Source organism: Massilia sp. Bi118 (assembly GCF_918697865.1).
Taxonomy (GTDB): domain Bacteria; phylum Pseudomonadota; class Gammaproteobacteria; order Burkholderiales; family Burkholderiaceae_D; genus Telluria.
In genome coordinates this window covers 12,524-30,797 of record NZ_CAKKMV010000006.1, presented here as the reverse complement: position 1 = coordinate 30,797, position 18,274 = coordinate 12,524, and the positions used below count along the sequence as shown (strand labels likewise).

Below are 18,274 nucleotides of genomic sequence, written 5' to 3'. Positions count from 1 at the left end.
TACATTGAGGTTGGTTTGATGTTTCCGTTGAAATTGTTAGCCGGCGCAAGTATTGCTGCCTCTACCCTGTTGCCCTTGGTGTCTGCGCTGGCCCAGGCCGCCCCGCCGCCTGCCGCTCCTGCAAGCGCGGCTGCGACGGCGCCCGCAGCGGCAGTGCCGCAAGCCCTCACCGACGCTGCCCGCGAGCAAGACGCGCTCTTCCTGCAGCTGCGCGAAGCCGCGCGCCAGAACGACGCCGCCAAGGCGGCCGAGCTGGCGGGGCGTCTGCCCGGCTACGCAATCCCTTCGTATGTCGACTATTATCGTCTCAAACCGCGTCTGAAGGACGCGACGAACGAGGAAGTGCTGGATTTCCTGAAGCGCTACGAGGGCAGCGCGATCGCCGACCGCCTGCGCAACGACTGGCTGCTCGAGCTCGGCCGCAAGCGCGACTGGGCCAACTTCGACCGCGAGCTGCCCTTGTTCGTGAAGAACGACGACTACCAGGTCCGCTGCTACGCCCTGTTGTCGCGCGCCGTCAAAGGGCAGAACGTCGCGTCGGATGCCCGGGCCCTGCTCGACAATCCGCCGATGTACGGCGAAGCCTGCGCCGCCCTGGTCGCCCAGCTGGCCCAGTCCGGCCAGTTCACGAAGGAAGACCTGCTGGCCCAGCTGCGCCTGGCCGGCGAGATGCACGCCACCGGCCCCTCGCGCCGCACCGCCATCCTGCTGGGCGCCTCGGACACCCGCGCCGCCCAGGCGGTCGACTTCCCGGCGCTGGCGATGGCGCGCGGCATCGGCAGCTCGCGCTCCGAGCACGAGGTCTACCTGGTCGCGGTCGGCCGCATGGCGCGGACCAGCCTGAAGCTGGCGACCGTCGCCCTGAACAAGAACGCGCCCAAATTGTCCGCCGAGGAAAAGGCGATCGGCTGGTCGAATATCGCCCTGGCCGCCTCGCTGGTGCTGGCGCCGGACGCGTACGACTACTGGCAGCGCGCCGCCGGCGCCCCGCTTTCCGAGAGCCAGGCCGAGTGGAAGACCCGGATCGCGCTGCGCCGAGGCGACTGGAAGATGGTGCGCGCCACCATCGAAGCCATGCCGGCCGACCTGCGCGCCCAGCCGGCCTGGACCTACTGGCTGGGCCGCGCCGATGCGGCGCAGGGCAAGAAAGAGGATGCGCAAGCCCTGTTCCGCCGCATCGCCGACCAGAACAATTTCTACGGCCAACTGGCGCTGGAAGAAGTCGGCCAGCAGATCACGATCCCGCCCAGCGCATCGCCGCCCACTGCGGCCGAGCTGGCGCAGATGGCCGCCAATCCCGGCTTCAAACGCGCGCTGAAATTTTTTGCGCTGCGCCTGCGCTTCGAAGGCACGCGTGAGTGGAACTGGACCCTGCGCGACTTTACGGATCGCCAGTTGCTGGTGGCGGCCGAGTATGCGCGCCAGAACGAGATCCTCGACCGCATGGTCAACACCTCGGAGCGCACCCGCACCGAATTTGACTACACCCAGCGCTTCCCGGCGCCGCACAACGACATCCTGCACCCGACCGCGCAGGGGCTGGGCCTGGACCAGGCCTGGGTGTACGGCCTGATCCGCCAGGAATCGCGCTTCATTTCCGACGCCCAGTCCGGCGTCGGCGCCTCCGGCCTGATGCAGGTGATGCCCTCGACTGCCAAGTGGGTGGCAGGCAAGATCGGCATGGACGATTACGGCCACGGCATGCTGAGCGATATCCGCACCAACATCCTGCTCGGCACCAATTACCTGAACATGGTGCTGAACAATGCCGAGGGCTCGCAGGTGCTGGCCACCGCTTCCTACAACGCCGGCCCCGGCCGCACCCGCACCTGGCGCGGGCTGCTGAACGCGCCGATGGAAGGCGCTGTCTTTATCGAAACCATTCCTTTCGAGGAAACGCGCAACTACGTGCGCAATGTGATGTCGAACGCAACGAACTACGCCGCACTGTTCGAAAAGCGTCCGCAGTCGCTCAAGGCCCGCCTGGGGACGATCGCGCCGCGCGGCAGCACGATTGGACTGCCATGACCGGCCTGCCCTAGGAGGCTTCCATGCGCCCGCTGTCGGTACTGTTGTTCGGAGGAACAGGATTTATCGGCAGCCACCTCGCGGCGCGCCTCAGCGAGCGCAATGTCGGCATCGTCGCGGTCACGCGCCACGAGGCCCACGCCATGCACCTGATGCCGCTGGGCGTGGACATCGTCGAGGCCGACCTCCATGACGATGCCGCCCTGCGGCGCCTGGTGGCGGGCAAGGATGCCGTCATCAACCTGGTCGGCATCCTGCATTCGCGCCGCGGCACGCCCTACGGGCCGCAATTCCGCCATGTCCACGTCGAACTGCCGCGCCGCATCGTTGCCGCCTGCGCCGCCGGCGGGGTGCCGCGCTACCTGCACATGAGCGCGCTGGGCGCGGCCCGCGACGGCCCTTCGATGTACCAGCGCTCGAAGGCCGACGGCGAACTGGCGGCCGCCAGCGAAGCGGCGGTTGCGCCGACCATCTTCCGGCCTTCGGTGGTGTTCGGTCCCGAAGATCATTTCCTGAACATGTTTGCGCGCCTGCAGCGCCACCTGCCTGTGGTGCCGCTGGCCGGCGCCAGGTCCCGCTTCCAGCCGGTGTACGTCGGCGACGTCGCCGATGCCTTCGTGCACGCCCTGTTCGACGCCGAAAGCCGGCATCGAACCTACGAGCTGGGCGGCCCGAGCATCTACACCCTGGCCGAGCTGGTGCGCCTGAGCGGGCGCTATGCCGGCCATCCACGCCCCATCATCGCCTTGCCCGATGCGCTGGCGCGGCTGCAGGCGATGTTCTTCGAGCTCCTGCCCGGCACGCCGCTGATCACCCGTGACAATCTCGATTCCATGAAGGTCGATAATGTTGTCACGCCGTCCAAACAAGTCTTGACAGCGGAGGCGCTCGATATCAAGCTCACGGCGCTCGAGTCCGTCGCGCCGGCTTGGCTGGCGCCGACCGGGCAGCTCGACGAGCTGCGCTCGCGGGCGCGCCATGCGCATGCGGAACATCCCCATCCGAAATAGAAAGAGACCATGCAGACTATCGAACTCGACCCGACGCTTTCGCAGACCCTCGACCAGGCGCGCCAGGCGGGCCTGACCCTCGTCATCGGCAACAAGAATTATTCGTCGTGGTCGATGCGCCCATGGGTGGCGGCGGTGGCGTCGGGGATCCCGTTCACCGAAGTCCGCGTGCTGCTCGACCAGCCCGATACCGCCGCCAACATCGCGCGCTTCTCGCACGCCGGCCGCGTGCCCGTGCTGCTGGCCGGCGAAATGACGATCTGGGACAGCCTCGCCATCTGCGAATACCTGGCCGAGCAATTTCCCGATAAACACCTGTGGCCGCAGGACGTGGCGGCGCGCGCGCTGGCGCGTTCGGTGGTCGCCGAGATGCATTCCGGCTTCGTCGATCTGCGCACCGCGATGACGATGAACATCAAGGCGCGCCTGCCGGGCCGTGGCCGCACGCCGGGCAGCCAGGCCGACATCGGCCGCATCTGCGAGATCTGGGAGGAGTGCCTGTCGCGCTTCGGCCACCACCGCTTCCTGTTCGGCGATTTTTCGATTGCCGACGCCTTTTACGCGCCGGTCGTCATGCGCTTCAAAACCTATGGCGTGGCGCTGGCGCCGGCCCTGCAGGCTTATTGCGACCGCATGCTGGCCCACCCGGCCGTGGCGCGCTGGGTCGAGGAAGCGATGCGCGAGACGGAAATCGCCGGCGCCCACGAAGACGAGCTGCCGGAGTAAGCACGATGCAGGCTTATGTCGTCGGTGGCGCCGTGCGCGATGAACTGCTGGGGCTGCCGGTGCAGGACCACGACTGGGTCGTGGTCGGCGCCACGCCCGAGCAGATGCTGGCCAAGGGTTTCCGTCCTGTCGGCAAGGATTTCCCCGTCTTCCTGCACCCCGACACGCACGAGGAATACGCGCTGGCGCGTACCGAGCGCAAGACGGCGCCGGGCTACCACGGCTTCGTATTCCACACCGACCCCGGCGTGAAGCTGGAAGACGACCTGATCCGTCGCGATCTCACCATCAACGCGATGGCGCGCGCCGAAGACGGCAGCATCGTCGACCCCTACGGCGGGCGGCAGGATTTAAATGACCGCATTTTCCGTCACGTTTCGGAGGCCTTCGCCGAGGATCCGGTGCGCATCCTGCGCCTGGCCCGCTTTGCCGCGCGCTTCCCGGACTTCCGCGTGGCCGCGTCCACGAATGCCTTGATGTGCAAGATGGTCGAGGAGGGCGAAGTGGACGCCCTGGTGGCCGAGCGGGTCTGGCAGGAGCTGTCGCGCGGGCTGATGGAGCAACAGCCCTCGCGCATGTTTGCCGTGCTGCAGGACTGCGGCGCATTGGCGCGCATCCTGCCGGAACTCGAGGCCAAGGCGCATCTGATGCGGGTGATCGACGATGCCGCCGGGCGCGGCGTCGAGCTGCCGGTGCGTTTTGCCGTCCTGATGCATGCGCTGGCCCCGGGCGCAATTTCCGAACTCGCCAAACGCCTGCGCGTACCGGTCGATTGCCGCGACCTGGCCGTCATGACGGCGCGCGAGCTTGGCGCTCTCCGCTGCACGCCGGCGCTCGATGCGGAAGCCATCGTCACCCTGTTCGAACGCAGCGATGCCTTCCGCAAGCCGGCGCGTTTTGCGCAGATGCTGGAGGCTGCCGAAGTCGCGTCGCCTGGCCACGAGACGCATGCGCCACGGCTGCTCAAGGCGCTCGAAGCGGCGCGTGGGGTGAATGCGGGGGAGATTGCGGGGCGGTTTGTGGAGAACAAGGCGGGGATTCCGGGCGCGGTGCACGCGGCGAGGGTGGCGGCGGTGGCAAGCAGCTGAATGTCATTCCCGACCTGGCCGGCCGCCTTGGCGGGAATCCATACTGAATAACCGAAGCTGCTACCTTGGAAGACCCAGCGGTCTTACAAATGAACGAATCCTAATATTCAGCATGGGGCAATAGCGCCGATAGCGCTATTGCACTTGCGCGGGAACTACGGGTGAGAATCCGCTACAATGGCGGCATTGGTGCAGTGCACAAAATCAATTGACCCCATGCAGGACAAGCCCCTACGCCGCTGGCTGAACAACCTGATCGGCAAACACGGCCGCCGGTCGGTCCTCGTCAAAGCCCTGAGCGAGCGCGACCGCCGGCGTGTTTTGCGCCACTTCATGGCGCTCGACAGCAGCGACCGCCTGCTGCGCTTCGGCACTCAGTTGCCCGACGAGCAGGTGAGCAAGTACGTCGGCAAGCTCGATTTTGCGAACGATATCGTGTTCGGGGTCTACAACCGCCTGTTCCAGCTGGTCGGCGTCGGCCACCTGGCCTTCACCTCGAAAGAAGCGCACCCGGACAGCATCCATTACACGGACAAGGAAAAAGTGGCGGAGTTCGGCGTCTCGGTGTCTTCGTCGGCGCGCGGGCAGGGCGTGGGTACGCGGCTGTTCGAGCGTGCGGCCATCCATTGCCGCAATGTGGACGTCGACACCCTGTACATGCAGTGCCTGTCCTCGAACCGCACCATGATGCACATCGCTAAAAAAGCGGGCATGGAGATCCACCGCGAATACGGCGAGGCCGACGCCCACCTGCACCTGCCGCCGCCCAGCCCCTCGAGCGTGCTGGCCGAGGCGCTGGAAGAGCAGGTGGCCAAGATCGACTACGCGGTCAAGAGAAACACGCGTGCCGCGTTAAAATGGCTGGCGCCTAAAAAATAAGCATTTTAGAACGACTAACAAACCCTTAGGGCAAGGCGCATCGTCGAAGACAGTACGTTAGTACGGCGAGACGATGCAACGCCGCCATAAGGGATTTGTTAGTCGTTCTAGACGATCGGCAGCGCCGTCGTTTCCTTGATCTTTTGCAGGGCAAAACTGGACTTCACGTCCAGCACCGCCGGATGCCGCAGCAGCGTCCCCATCATGAAGCGCGAGAAGTGGTCCATGTCTTCCACATGGACGCGCAACAGGAAATCCATCTCCCCCGTCATTGCATAGCAGTCCACGACTTCCGGCCAGGCCGAGACCGCCTGGGCGAACTCGAAGCGCGGCGAGGTGGCCGGCACGCGCGCATTCGGTGCGCCTTCCGCATGCTTTTCCAGACGTACATTCACATAGGCCAGCAGGCCCAGGCCCAGCTTGTCGGCGTCGAGCAGCGCCACGTATTGGCGAATCACCCCAGCTTCCTCGAGCCGCTTGATGCGGCGCAGGCAGGGCGATGGCGACAGGTTGACCTTCTCGGCCACGTCCTGGTTGGACAGGCGTCCGTCGGCCTGCAGGATGGCCAGGATCTTCCGGTCGGTTTTATCCAGCTCGATTTTTGACATGACTACCCTTGTCTTTCAGATGTTCCGCAATTTTATTGCGCAAATCGTTGGAGCGGGGGAATCCTTTGAAATTTTATGGCGAGGGCTCGCGCATATACTGGGCACCATCCCGACGCGGGCCCATCAGAAGAACACCGCGCGCACAAAGATTTCACTGGAGACACAATGAACGCACCCCTGGACCGCAGCCAGCTGGAGCCGGCACAGCCGTCGCACGACATCACCCTCGACGACAAGTGGACGCTGCAGCGCGGCCGCGCCTTCATGACCGGCACCCAGGCCCTGATCCGCCTGCCGATGCTGCAGCACGAGCGCGACGTCGCGGCCGGCCTGAACACCGCCGGCTACATCACCGGCTACCGCGGTTCGCCCGTCACCGCGGTCGACCAGACCGCCATGAAGGCGAAAAAGCACCTGCAGGCGCACAATGTTCACTTCCATCCGGGCATGAACGAAGACCTGGCGGCCACCGCCGTCTGGGGCACCCAGCAGACCAATCTGTTCGAAAACGCCAAGTACGACGGTGTGTTCGCCATGTGGTACGGCAAGGGTCCGGGCGTGGACCGTTGCGGCGACGTCTTCAAGCATGGCAACAATGCCGGCTCCGCCAGGCATGGCGGCGTGCTGGTGCTGGCCGGCGACGACCACGCGGCCAAATCTTCTTCGACGGCCCACCAGTCCGACCACATCCTGCACCACGTCGGCATGCCGGTGCTGTTCCCCTCGTCCGTCCAGGAATACATCGACTACGGCCTGCACGCCTGGGCGATGAGCCGCTACAGCGGCCTGTGGGTGTCGATGAAATGCGTCACCGACATCATCGAATCCGGCGCCGTGGTCGACCTCGACCCGGACCGCGTCCAGCCGGTGATCCCGACCGACTTCGAAATGCCGACGGGCGGCCTGAACATCCGCTGGCCGGACGCCGTGCTGGACCAGGAAGTGCGGATGAACAATTTCAAGTGGTACGCGGCGCTGGCTTACGCGCGCGCCAACAAGCTGAACAACATCATCTGGGACAGCCCGAAGCCGAAGATCGGCATCATCACCGCCGGCAAGAGCTACCTGGACACCCGCCAGGCCCTGGCCGACCTCGGCATCGACGAACAGGCAGCCAGCGACATCGGCCTGCGCGTGTATAAAGTCGGCATGACCTGGCCGCTCGACTCGATCGGCGTGCACGAGTTCGCGCAAGGCCTGGACGAGATCATCGTCGTCGAAGAAAAGCGGCAAGTGCTGGAATACGCGCTGAAGGAAGCGCTGTACAACCTGCCGGACGGCGAGCGTCCGCGCGTGGTCGGCAAGTTCGACGACCGCGGCGAATGGAGCATCGAGACTCGCAACGGCCAGGGCGACTGGCTGCTGCCCGGCACCTACGAGCTGAACCCGGCCCAGATCGCGCGCGCCATCGCCTCGCGCATCGGCCACTACTGCGCCGGCCACCCGGTCGCGCAGCGCGTGCAGGAACGCATCGCCTACCTGGAAGCCAAGGAAGCCGTGTTGAAGGCGATCCCGGTGAAAGCCAATCCGGAAACCGACCGCATTCCCTTCTTCTGCTCCGGCTGCCCGCACAACAGCTCGACCAAGGTGCCGGACGGTTCGCGCGCACTGGCCGGCATTGGCTGCCACTACATGGTGCTGTGGATGGACCGCGAGACTTCGACCTTCACGCACATGGGCGCCGAGGGCACGACCTGGATCGGCCAGGCCCCGTTCACCGACGAGAAGCACGTGTTCGCCAACCTCGGCGACGGCACCTATTTCCACTCGGGCGTGCTGGCGATCCGCGCATCGGTCGCGGCCAAGGTCAACATCACCTACAAGATCCTTTATAACGACGCGGTCGCGATGACCGGCGGCCAGACCCACGACGGTCCGCTGGACCCGGCCAAGATCAGCCGCCAACTGGCTGCGGAAGGCGTCAAACCCATTATCGTCGTCACCGACGAGCCAGAAAAATATCCGGCGGATTACCCGTGGGCCGAAGGCGTCACCGTGCGTCATCGTGCGGAGCTGATGGACGTGCAGAAGGAACTGCGCGAGATGCCCGGCGTCTCGGCGATGATCTACGACCAGACCTGCGCTTCCGAAAAGCGCCGGCGCCGCAAGAAGGGCGAGTTCCCCGACCCGGCCAAGCGCGCCGTGATCAACGAAGCCGTCTGCGAAGGCTGCGGCGACTGCTCGAAGCAGTCGAACTGCCTGTCGGTCGAGCCGCTGGAAACGGAACTGGGCCGCAAGCGCCAGATCAACCAGTCCTCCTGCAACAAGGATTTTTCGTGCGTCACCGGCTTCTGCCCGAGCTTCGTGACCGTCGAAGGCGGCGGTTTGAAGAAGCCCAAGAAAGCCGCGACCAATGAAGCTGCGCCGCCGGTGCTGCCGTCGCCGCGCATCCCGGCCACCATGGAACCCTTCGGCATCCTGGTGACCGGCATCGGCGGCACCGGCGTGGTGACCGTCGGCCAGATCCTGGCCGTCGCCGCCCACGTCGAGGGCAAGGGCGCGCTGGTGCTTGACATGAGCGGCCTGGCCCAGAAGGGCGGCCCGGTGATGTCGCACGTGCGCCTCGCGGATAAACAGTCGGACCTGCATTCGACCCGCGTCGGCACCGGCAGCGCGGACCTGGTGATCGGCTGCGACCAGATCGTGACCGCCAGCCGCGACGCCCTGTCGCGCATGGGCGAGGGCCGCACCCGCGCCTTCGTCAACAACAGCGGCGCCACCACGGCCGCCTTCATCAAGAACCCGGACTGGCAGTTCCCGGCCGAAGGTTCGAAGGGCGCGATCGTGCAGGCCTGCGGCGCGGACAAGGTCGATTTCGTCGACGCCGGCCAGATCGCCACGGCGCTGATGGGCGACGCCATCGCCACCAATATGTTCATGCTCGGCTACGCCTTCCAGAAGGGCCAGGTGCCGCTGCAGGAAGCCTCGATCATGAAGGCGATCGAACTGAATGGCGTGTCCATCCCCTTCAATAAAGCCGCCTTCAACTGGGGCCGCACCGCCGCCCACGACCTGGCTTCGGTGACGAAGCTGACCACCCCGGCCAAGGTGATCGAGTTCAAGCGCACCCAGACCCTGGACGACCTGGTGAAGCGCCGCGTCGAGCTGCTGACCGCCTACCAGAATGCAGCCTACGCCGGCGAGTACAAGGCCTTCGTCGACCAGGTCCGCGCCGCTGAAGAAAAAGCCGGCAAGGGCACGCGCCTGACGGAAGCTGTGGCACGCTACCTGCACAAGCTGATGGCCTACAAGGACGAGTACGAAGTAGCCCGCCTGTACACCGACCCGGCGTTCATGGAAAAGGTGAACAACATGTTCGAAGGCGACGTCAAACTGAAGTTCCACCTGGCGCCGCCGCTGCTGGCGAAGAAGGACAAGGACGGCCACCTGGTGAAGCAGGAATTCGGTCCGTGGATGATGAAGGTCTTCGGCGTGCTGGCCAAGCTGAAGGGATTACGCGGCACGGCGCTCGACGTGTTCGGGTATACCGAGGAGCGCAAGATGGAGCGTGCGCTGATAGTCGAGTACCGCCGCACCGTGGAGGCCTTATTGCCGAAGCTGAGCAGCGAGAATCTGGCGCAGGCTGTGGCGATTGCCAGTATTCCGGAAGAGATTCGCGGGTATGGGCATGTGAAGGAGCGTCACCTGGCTGCGGCCAAGCGGAAGGAGGCTGAGTTGGTGGCGGCTTTCCATGCGGGTGGCACGGTGTCGCGCGCAGCCTGATCCAGCCCGCGCAAGGCTTGGCGGCCCGTAGTCCGGTTTAGCACCGGCCTGCGGGCCGTTTCACATCATGCGTCACCAGTGCTACATTGAAGCCATGCCCCCCATGTCCAATGAATGCCGTGCGCTGCTGCAGCAGTCGCTCAGCCACGGACCGCTGTACGGCAACCGCCTGGCGAATCACCTGCCGATGGCGCTGCTGGCGCTCGACCGTCTGGGCGCGGACGCCGAGCTGATGCGCCGCTTCGCCGACGGCTATGCGCGCAAGCTCCTGCCTGCCGCGGCGTCCGCCAGCGAGCTCGATCCGCACGACTACCTCGGCAGCAGCGGCGATTATCCGCGCTTCGTCGCCTTTTTCCGCGACCGCATCCGCGAAGCCGGCGTCGACGCCGTGCTGCACGACTGGGTCCCGGTGCTGATGCCGGGCCTGGCGGCGTCCGCCTTCCACGCCCTGATCCGCCTTGCCTATGCCATCGAGGGCGGGTTCGAGGACGAGATTGCGCTGTCATTGGCCTATTGGGCCAGCGAATACGCGCCGCTGCCGCTGCCGCTGGATCCGGGCGAAGGCACGCTGGAGCAGATCGCGGCGCGCCTGCGCACCAAGGTGGTCGATCACGTGTTCAAGCCCGGCATCATCATCGACAGGATGATCGAGATCGCCTGGGACCCGGCGCTGGGCGGCACGCCGGTGCAGCCGGCCGCGGCGCCGCAGCTGGCCGAGATCGCGCGCTTCGCCTTGAAGGCCTATGCCGAACGCGAGGATTTCACCCTGCTGCACATCGTCACCGGCTGCCATGCCTTCCGCCTCGTGCAGCCCTACGCCAACGACAAGGCGCTGGCGCGGCGCTACCTGTGGCAGGCGGCGCTGGCGGCCTGGCTGACCGTCGTCATCTTGCCGGCGGGCAGGAAGAAGGCAGAGGAGCAGGTGGGGGCGCTCGGCGAGCAGGACATCGCGGCGCGCGCCATCCTGTCCAGCGACGACCACGTCATCAAGCTCTGCCATTCCGCGCTGTGTGAATACCGGGAATACGGCGATCCAGGCTACCTGCAAATCGCCGCCCGCAAGCTCAAACTTGACGAGTAGCACACACCGCGTGTCGCGTTGACCCAACTGTTACAGTTGCTTGCAATCGTGCAGGCAAGCGCGTCTATAATCGGGCGCATGACCTCGTTTTATGCACCCCGGCTTGCTGCCACGGCCCTGACGGCCCTTTTCCTGTTGTCCGCTTGCGGTGGCAGTGGCGGCGGCGCATCCGTGGCCAGCCCGCCGCTGGCCGACACGCCGCCGACGACGCCGACCGTGCCATCGGACCCGACGACGCCGACCACGCCGACTACCCCGACGACCCCGGTCACCCCGGCGGACCCGATCCCGGCCGACTACCAGAGCTACGCGAACCTGTGCGCCAAGCCGCGCACGGGCGTGGATGCGCAAGGCTTCGCTTTCCCGGACCGCCAGGGCACGCTGCAGGACGAGATGCGCTTCCTGCGCGGCTGGGCCGACCGTAACTACCTGTGGTACGACGAGATCCCGGCCACGCTGCGGATGGCCGATTTCAGCAATACGCTGGACTATTTTGCCGCGCTGAAGACGCCGGCCCTGACCGCGGCCGGCAAGCCCAAGGACCGCTTCCACTTCACCTACACGACGGCCGAGTGGGATGCGCTGACCACCGCCGGCGAGGAAGTCGGCTACGGCCTGACCTGGTCGCGCAACAGCGCCACCGCGCCGCGCACCTGGCTCGTCTCCATCGTCGAACCGGGTTCGCCGGCGGCGGCTGCCGGCCTGCAGCGCGGCGACATGCTGGTGGCCGTCGACGGCGTCGACTTCATCAATACGACCAGCACCAGCGGCGTCAGCGAGATCAACGCCGGCCTGTTCCCGGACAACGCGGGCGAGTCGCACCGCTTGACGGTCCAGCGCGCCGGCAACCGCTTCGACGTGAGCATGGTCTCGCAAGTCGTTGCCGCCGCTTCCGTGAAGAACACCAAGGTGATCGACACCCCGACCGGCAAGGTCGGCTATCTGACCTTCGACGACCACAATGCGGTGGCCGAGAAGCAGCTGATCGACGCCTTCAGCCTGTTCAGGAGCCAGGGCGTGAATGACCTGGTGCTGGACATGCGCTACAACGGCGGCGGCCTGCTGTACATCGCCAGCGAACTGGCCTACATGGTCGCGGGCCCCAGCGCGGCCGGCAAGACCTTCGAGCGCCTGAACTACAACAACAAGCTGCCGGCGGACGCGCCGATTCCCTTCCTCGACACGGCCTACGGCTTCAGTTCGCCGAACCCGGCCACGCCCGGCATGGCGCTGCCCTGGCTGGGCCTGAAGCGCGTGACCGTGCTGACCACCGCCGGCACCTGCTCGGCCAGCGAAGCGGTGATCAACGGCCTGCGCGGCGTGGACGTCGAAGTGAACGTCATCGGCGGCCAGACCTGCGGCAAGCCCTACGGCTTCACCCCGGTCGACAACTGCGGCACGACCTATTTCTCGATCGAGTTCCAGGGCGTGAACGCGAAGGGCTTCGGCGACTTCGCGGACGGCTTCGCGCCGACCTGCACCGTCGCCGACGACCTGAACCACGCCCTCGGCGATCCGGCCGAGAACCTGCTGGCCGCAGCGCTGAGCTACCGCGCCACCAACGCCTGCCCGGCAACGCCCCGCGCCAGCGCGGCGCGGATGACGCTGGTGCGGCCGGAGGTGAAGGAGATTGCGGTGTTGCGGAAGCGGTAGCGTTAGCCAGCAGCAGTAAGACCGTCATTCCCGCGGAGGCGGGAATCCAAGTTTGTTCGCGTTCCAGTAACTCAAGCAGAACTTGGATCCCCACCTGCGCGGGGACGACGTTTTAGCGTCTATAATTTCCGAACAGTATTTTTCCCAACTCTGCCGGAGCTATAGATGATTCGTTCTGCGTTACTGCTGGCCACGCTGGCCGCCGTTCCCCTCGCGCACGCCGCCCCCGACCTGGTCACCGTCTCGGAACGTTCGGGCTTCACGGCCACCGGCCGCTACGACGAAGTCATCAAGCTCTGCAGCGCCTTCCAGCAGGCCTATCCGAAACAGGTCAAATGCTTCCAGTTCGGCACCACGCCGGAAGGCCGGCCGATGCTGGCGCTGGCCGTGACCCGCACCGGCGCCTTCACGCCCGAAGCCGCGAGCAGGAAGAAGCTGCCCGTGACCCTGATCCAGGGCGGCATCCACGCCGGCGAGATCGACGGCAAGGACGCCGGCTTCCTGGTCCTGCGCGAGATGCTCGAAGGGCGCATCGCCCAGGGCGCGCTGGACAAGCAGGTGCTGCTCTTCGTGCCGGTCTTTAACGTGGACGGCCACGAGCGCTTTGCCAAATGGAACCGCCCGAACCAGCGCGGCCCGGTCGAGATGGGCTGGCGCACCACCGCCCAGAACTTCAACCTGAACCGCGACTACGTGAAGGCCGACGCGCCCGAGATGCAGGCCATGCTGGCCCTGGTCAACGCCTGGGATCCGCTCACCTATGTCGACCTGCACGTGACCGACGGCGCCATGTTCCAGCACGACGTCTCGATCCAGGTCGAGCCCGTGAATTCGGGCGATCCCGCGTTCCGCAAGGCCGGCCTGGCGCTGCGCAGCAATGTCATCCAGGACATCACCAAGGAGGGCTCCTCGCCGCAGTCCTACTACATGTCTTTCAAGGAAAACGACAACCCGGCCTCGGGCTTCGTCGACAGCGTTTCCGACCCGCGCTTCTCGACCGGCTATTTCCAGCTGCGCAACCGCATGGCCATGCTGGTCGAGACCCATTCGTGGAAGGATTACCCGACCCGCGTGCGCATCACCCACAATGCCATCGTCTCGGTACTGAACCAGGTGGCGGCGCACGGCAAGGAATGGCAGCAGGCGGCGGCAAGCGCCGACGCCCGCGCCAGCCATATCGCCGGCCAGCCGGTGGCGCTGACCTATAAAACCACCGACAAGACGACGATGGTCGACTTCAAGGGCTATGCTTACACCCGCAGCATGTCCGACGTCTCCGGCATGATGATGACCCACTACGACGAGAGCAAGCCGCAGGTCTGGCACGTGCCGCTGCGCGAAGAAATCGTCGAAGACCTGCGCGTGCAGGCGCCGGGCGCGGGTTATGTGGTGCCGGCCGCGTTTGCGCAAATGGTCGCCACCAAGCTGACCCGGCACGGCATCGCTTTCCGCAAGCTGGACAAGGCGGTGCCGGATGCGAAGGTCGAAACCTTCCGCGCGGACAAAGCGGCGTTTGCGCCCACTTCTTTCGAGTCGCACCAGCGCCTGAAGGTCGAGGGCGCCTGGAAACAGGAGCCGCGCACGCTGGGCAAGGGCGCGCTGTTCGTGCCCATCGCCCAGCCCAAGGCGCGCCTGGTGATGGCGATCTTCGAGCCGCAGGCGCCGGATTCGCTGCTGGCCTGGGGCGAGTTCAACAATGCCTTCGAGCGCAAGGAGTACATGGAAGAGTACGTGGCCGAGGACGTCGCCCGCGAGCAGATGGCGAAGGATCCGGCGCTGGCCGCGGAATTCCGCCGCCGTGTCGACACCGACGAAGCCTTCGCGAAAAATCCGCATGCCCGCCTGGAATTCTTCGCGCGCCGCCATGCATCCTGGGACGAGCGCCTGAACCTGTATCCGGTGATGCGTACCGATATCCCGTTGTAAGCGTTCTCCTGCTCATTTTCTGATCAGGCGCAAAGCTCAACGATTCCGCTGCAACGGCTGACCGCAACGCCGCTCTGATCCTGTATGGACGAGCGGCGTAAAACCAGCATGAATCCGCCGGCCAGCTGCGCCATCGTCTGCCGCCGGCAGCGGCCTGAACAGGTCGAGCGCCTGCTGGCCGGCATCACCACCGGCAGGCCCGGCCTGCTGGTCTATCTGATCGAGCAGGGCCCGGTCGATACGCTGCGCGCGCTGGCCGGGCGTTTCGGTGCCCACTACCGCCACCAGCGCGAGAATCCCGGCCACGCCCGCACCCACAACCTGGCGCTGCGCGAGGCCATCGCCGCCGGCAGCGCCTACCACTTCATCCTGAACCCGGAAATCCAGATCCCGCTCGACGGCATCGGCAAGCTGCTCGCGTACATGGAGCAGCATCCCGACGTCGGCCTGCTGGCGCCGCGCGTGCACTATCCGGACGGCCGCCTGCGGCCCCTGTGCAAGCTGCTGCCGCATCCGCTCGAACTGCTGGTGCGCCGCTTTTTCCCGCTGCTGCACCGCTCCAGCGGCCGGCTGGCGCGCTACGAGCTGCATGGCAGCGGCTATACGCGGGTGATGGACGTGCCGGCGCTGTCCGGCTGCTTCCTGCTGATGCGGCTCGAGACGGTACAGCGCGTCGGCCTGTTCGACGAGCGCTTTTTCCAGTATTTCGAGGATGTCGATCTGTCGCGCCGGGTCGGCCGCATCGCGCGCACCGTATTCGTGCCGCATGTGGCGGTGGTGCACGAGGATGGGAGTTCGTACCGCGACTGGCCGATGCTGTGGCATCGCCTGGTGTCGGGCGCGCGCTACTTCAACAAGTGGGGCTGGCTGCGCGACGCCGAGCGGGCCCGGGTCAACGCCAGGGCGCTGCGCGCCGCCAATCCGGCGCGCGCGGCCCAGCCAGGCGCGCGCCCGGCCAGGACCGATGTGAGTCCGTGATCAGCAGTTCTGCAGCGGACGGCGCGCGTACCAGCCGAACACCAGGATCAGCAGGTAGCAGACGGCGGGCACGGCCAGCGACAGGCGCAGGCTGGCCATGTCGGCTGCGAAGCCGGTAATCAGGGGCACGATGGCGCCGCCGACGATGGCCATGCAGATCAGGCCCGAGCCTTCGGCGGTGCGCTCGCCCAGGCCTTCCGAGGCCAGGGTAAAAATGGTCGGGAACATGATCGAATTGACCAGGCCGATGGCCAGCAGCGACCAGCCCGAGACGGCGCCGGTCGTGTTGGCCGAGACCAACAGCAGCAGGGCGGCCAGGCCGCCGGCCACGGCCAGCACCTTGCCCGGCGAGCAGATCCGCAGGACATAGGCGCCCAGGAAGCGGCCGACCATCGCGCCACCCCAGTACAGCGGCACGTGCTTGCCTGCGGCTTCCGCGCCCAGGCCCAGCACGTCGAGCTGCATCAGGTAATTGACGATGATCGAACCGACCGCCACTTCCGCGCCCACATACAGGAAGATGCACAGCGTGCCGAAGGCGAAGCGCGGGCGCTGTAGCAGGCCGAAGGCGTTCAGGATGCTGCCTTCCGGGCTGGTGTGCTCGACCAGCTTCTTGCGGTTGGCCCAGACCATGGCCGCGACGATGGCCAGCGCGATCGCCAGGCCGATGTAGGTGTTCACCACGACCTGGCTCTCCGCCGCGCGGTAGGCCGCCAGCTGGATCGCGTCCAGCGTGGCCTGGTCGACCTTGGCCAGCGAACCGAGGATCAGGATCGCGCCGACATAGGGGAAGACGGTGGTGCCGAGCGAGTTGAAGGCCTGGGCGAAGGTCAGGCGGCTGCTGGCCGTCTGCGGTGCGCCCAGCATCGAAATCAGCGGATTGGCCACCACCTGCACGATGGTGATGCCGGCTGCCAGCACGAACAGGGCCAGCAGGAAGGCGCCGAACAGGCTCGACGAAGCCGCCGGGATGAACAGCAGGCAGCCCGCCGTCATGGTCAGCAGGCCGACCACGGCGGTGCGCATGTAGCCGATGCGGCGCACGATGCTGGCCGCCGGCAGCGACACGATGAAATAGGCGGCGAAGAAGGCCGACTGCACCAGCATCGCCTGGGCATAGCTGAGGGTGAAGAGGTCTTTCAGCTTCGGGATGATGACGTCGTTCAGGCTGGTGATGCCGCCGAAGATGAAGAACAGGGCGAACACGAAGACGCGCAGGCTGGCGACGTTCGGATTGGCGGGGGCGGTGCCGGTCTGGGCAGCGCCGGCAGGGTGGCCGATTTGCATGAGAGTAGTCCAGGTGGGTTGATGCAGCAGGTAGGAATATTACATGGCTTTGGCTCAAAAACCTGCATTGGCGTATGAAAGCTACATCTTTCCTTTGCCTGGAGCTTCATGCTAGCCTGACAACTTAATTATTCCAGGATGACATCCATGCTATTCAAGCGCTTCTTTCTTGCCGCCGCCCTGCTGGGCGCCCTGGGACCCGTGGCCGCGCAGGACAAGCCGGCCGTGCAATATGATGCGGCACTGGCGAAGTCGCTCGGCGCCGACGACATGGGCATGCGCAGCTATGTGCTGGTGATCCTGAAGACCGGGCCCAACAAGATGACCGACAAGGAAGGACGCAAGAAGATGTTCGAGGGCCATTTCGCGAACATTAATCGCCTCGCCAGCGAGAAAAAGCTGGTGCTGGCCGGGCCGCTGGACGGCGTCGAGGGCCGGCGCGGGATCTTCGTGTTCAATACCCCGGATATCGAGGAAGCGAAGAAGTTCGTGGCGACCGATCCGGTGATCGTCAATGGCGAGATGGTGGCGGAATATCACAAGTTCTTCGGGTCGGCGGCGCTGATGGCGGTGAATGATATTCACGCGAAGATCGAGAAAAAGGCTGAGAAGAACTGAGCGGCTTTGCCGTAGCTGTTATCGGCCAGGAGTAGACCTGCCAATGATGTAAGGAGCCTATTAAATTACTAGAATGAAAAAGCCGGCTTTGTACCTCGTAGCGTTTTTCGTCCTGGTACCGACCACGCTAGTCGCGGCGCCGCTGACTGTAGTCGGCATGGTGGTCGCATGGACAAGCATTTTTGAACGAAGCGCAGCCTCTCCACCGGCAATGTTTTCCGCACTGACACTTGGATTCCTTGGCCTTGCATCCATGTGGGTGCTGTTCTTTCATTATCTTAAAAGTGTTTCAAATCCACCGGCATCACACTTGCACTGCATTGCATTGTTGGCTGGGGCGGCAGTATCTCTGGCGCTAGTTGTTTCCTCTGGTGGTAGTCTCTTATTCAGGGCGCTCTTCTTCGGTTGGCCGTTGACTGGTGCAGTGTTTTTTTAAGCTTGCTGTTCATGCACCGTAAAGCAGTACAAGGGCAGCTTGACGGCGTGAGTAAGTCCTCGGTCTAGCTGATCTTCATCCACGACCATTAATGAAGCTTGTATAGAGATGCCTATTCATCATCAGTTCACGTTTCCGCTATTGATGCTGATTGCCGCGATTGCGTCGGTCTTATCTGTGATTGCTGCGCGCAACAACAGTGGCCCATGGTTCGTGCCTCTTTGGTCTCGTAA

At 65.2% G+C, this 18,274-nt stretch carries 14 protein-coding genes; 12 read left to right on the top strand and 2 right to left on the bottom strand.

Features of this window, described 5'->3' with window-relative positions:
• Nucleotides 1–18 precede the first annotated feature (18 nt).
• The 5 genes from LQV39_RS10285 (at nt 19) to LQV39_RS10265 (ending at nt 5,731) form a co-directional block, all read left to right on the top strand.
• Nucleotides 19–2,028 carry a lytic transglycosylase domain-containing protein gene (locus LQV39_RS10285; protein WP_230025023.1) on the top strand — a complete coding sequence of 670 codons (2,010 nt, stop codon included), beginning with the start codon at nt 19–21 and terminating at the stop codon, nt 2,026–2,028.
• A 23-nt stretch (nt 2,029–2,051) separates the two neighbouring features.
• The gene (locus tag LQV39_RS10280) at nt 2,052–3,038 is read left to right on the top strand and encodes a complex I NDUFA9 subunit family protein (RefSeq protein ID WP_230025021.1); all 987 of its coding nucleotides are present in this window, start codon (nt 2,052–2,054) and stop codon (nt 3,036–3,038) included.
• Between the two features lie 9 nt (nt 3,039–3,047).
• Nucleotides 3,048–3,764: a glutathione S-transferase family protein gene (locus tag LQV39_RS10275; RefSeq protein ID WP_230025019.1), complete on the top strand. Its 717-nt coding sequence runs from the start codon at nt 3,048–3,050 to the stop codon at nt 3,762–3,764.
• Between the two features lie 5 nt (nt 3,765–3,769).
• Nucleotides 3,770–4,852, top strand: coding sequence for a multifunctional CCA tRNA nucleotidyl transferase/2'3'-cyclic phosphodiesterase/2'nucleotidase/phosphatase (locus LQV39_RS10270; RefSeq protein WP_230025017.1), 1,083 nt, complete (start codon nt 3,770–3,772; stop codon nt 4,850–4,852).
• Between the two features lie 216 nt (nt 4,853–5,068).
• Nucleotides 5,069–5,731 (top strand): GNAT family N-acetyltransferase, encoded by a 663-nt coding sequence (locus tag LQV39_RS10265; RefSeq protein ID WP_230025016.1) that lies wholly within the window; start codon nt 5,069–5,071, stop codon nt 5,729–5,731.
• A gap of 107 nt (nt 5,732–5,838) precedes the next feature.
• Here LQV39_RS10265 and LQV39_RS10260 read toward each other — a convergent pair whose 3' ends face one another.
• The gene (locus tag LQV39_RS10260; RefSeq protein WP_230025014.1) at nt 5,839–6,339 is read right to left on the bottom strand and encodes an Lrp/AsnC family transcriptional regulator; all 501 of its coding nucleotides are present in this window, start codon (nt 6,337–6,339) and stop codon (nt 5,839–5,841) included.
• A gap of 165 nt (nt 6,340–6,504) precedes the next feature.
• Between LQV39_RS10260 and LQV39_RS10255 the strand changes: the two genes are divergently transcribed.
• The 5 genes from LQV39_RS10255 to LQV39_RS10235 all read left to right on the top strand — a co-directional run bounded on the left by LQV39_RS10255 (nt 6,505) and on the right by LQV39_RS10235 (nt 15,700).
• Nucleotides 6,505–10,062 carry an indolepyruvate ferredoxin oxidoreductase family protein gene (locus LQV39_RS10255; protein ID WP_230025012.1) on the top strand — a complete coding sequence of 1,186 codons (3,558 nt, stop codon included), beginning with the start codon at nt 6,505–6,507 and terminating at the stop codon, nt 10,060–10,062.
• Between the two features lie 103 nt (nt 10,063–10,165).
• Nucleotides 10,166–11,143, top strand: coding sequence for a questin oxidase family protein (locus LQV39_RS10250; protein WP_230025010.1), 978 nt, complete (start codon nt 10,166–10,168; stop codon nt 11,141–11,143).
• A gap of 78 nt (nt 11,144–11,221) precedes the next feature.
• Entirely contained in the window at nt 11,222–12,796 is a 1,575-nt protein-coding gene (locus LQV39_RS10245; protein ID WP_230025008.1) for a S41 family peptidase, read from the top strand.
• Between the two features lie 165 nt (nt 12,797–12,961).
• Nucleotides 12,962–14,722, top strand: coding sequence for a M14 family metallopeptidase (locus LQV39_RS10240; protein WP_230025006.1), 1,761 nt, complete (start codon nt 12,962–12,964; stop codon nt 14,720–14,722).
• Between the two features lie 84 nt (nt 14,723–14,806).
• A complete protein-coding gene (locus LQV39_RS10235; RefSeq protein WP_230025004.1) occupies nt 14,807–15,700 on the top strand; it encodes a glycosyltransferase in 894 nt (297 codons plus the stop codon).
• Here the strand turns inward: LQV39_RS10235 and LQV39_RS10230 are convergent, their stop codons facing one another.
• On the bottom strand, nt 15,701–16,987 hold the full coding sequence (locus LQV39_RS10230; protein WP_230025002.1) for a sugar MFS transporter: 1,287 nt from the start codon (nt 16,985–16,987) through the stop codon (nt 15,701–15,703).
• A gap of 147 nt (nt 16,988–17,134) precedes the next feature.
• Between LQV39_RS10230 and LQV39_RS10225 the strand changes: the two genes are divergently transcribed.
• Nucleotides 17,135–17,605, top strand: a complete 471-nt coding sequence (locus tag LQV39_RS10225) for a YciI family protein (RefSeq protein WP_230025000.1) — start codon at nt 17,135–17,137, stop codon at nt 17,603–17,605.
• 73 nt (nt 17,606–17,678) lie between these two features.
• On the top strand, nt 17,679–18,041 hold the full coding sequence (locus LQV39_RS10220; RefSeq protein ID WP_230024998.1) for a hypothetical protein: 363 nt from the start codon (nt 17,679–17,681) through the stop codon (nt 18,039–18,041).
• Nucleotides 18,042–18,274 lie beyond the last annotated feature (233 nt).

Excerpts from the sequence above, each read along its gene's own strand:
- LQV39_RS10285 (WP_230025023.1), top strand. The coding sequence starts at position 19 with ATGTTTCCGTTGAAATTGTTAGCCGGCGCAAGTATTGCTGCCTCTACC.
- LQV39_RS10280 (WP_230025021.1), top strand. The coding sequence starts at position 2,052 with ATGCGCCCGCTGTCGGTACTGTTGTTCGGAGGAACAGGATTTATCGGC.
- LQV39_RS10275 (WP_230025019.1), top strand. The coding sequence starts at position 3,048 with ATGCAGACTATCGAACTCGACCCGACGCTTTCGCAGACCCTCGACCAG.
- LQV39_RS10270 (WP_230025017.1), top strand. The coding sequence starts at position 3,770 with ATGCAGGCTTATGTCGTCGGTGGCGCCGTGCGCGATGAACTGCTGGGG.
- LQV39_RS10265 (WP_230025016.1), top strand. The coding sequence starts at position 5,069 with ATGCAGGACAAGCCCCTACGCCGCTGGCTGAACAACCTGATCGGCAAA.
- LQV39_RS10260 (WP_230025014.1), bottom strand. The coding sequence starts at position 6,339 with ATGTCAAAAATCGAGCTGGATAAAACCGACCGGAAGATCCTGGCCATC.
- LQV39_RS10255 (WP_230025012.1), top strand. The coding sequence starts at position 6,505 with ATGAACGCACCCCTGGACCGCAGCCAGCTGGAGCCGGCACAGCCGTCG.
- LQV39_RS10250 (WP_230025010.1), top strand. The coding sequence starts at position 10,166 with ATGTCCAATGAATGCCGTGCGCTGCTGCAGCAGTCGCTCAGCCACGGA.
- LQV39_RS10245 (WP_230025008.1), top strand. The coding sequence starts at position 11,222 with ATGACCTCGTTTTATGCACCCCGGCTTGCTGCCACGGCCCTGACGGCC.
- LQV39_RS10240 (WP_230025006.1), top strand. The coding sequence starts at position 12,962 with ATGATTCGTTCTGCGTTACTGCTGGCCACGCTGGCCGCCGTTCCCCTC.
- LQV39_RS10235 (WP_230025004.1), top strand. The coding sequence starts at position 14,807 with ATGGACGAGCGGCGTAAAACCAGCATGAATCCGCCGGCCAGCTGCGCC.
- LQV39_RS10230 (WP_230025002.1), bottom strand. The coding sequence starts at position 16,987 with ATGCAAATCGGCCACCCTGCCGGCGCTGCCCAGACCGGCACCGCCCCC.
- LQV39_RS10225 (WP_230025000.1), top strand. The coding sequence starts at position 17,135 with ATGCTATTCAAGCGCTTCTTTCTTGCCGCCGCCCTGCTGGGCGCCCTG.
- LQV39_RS10220 (WP_230024998.1), top strand. The coding sequence starts at position 17,679 with ATGAAAAAGCCGGCTTTGTACCTCGTAGCGTTTTTCGTCCTGGTACCG.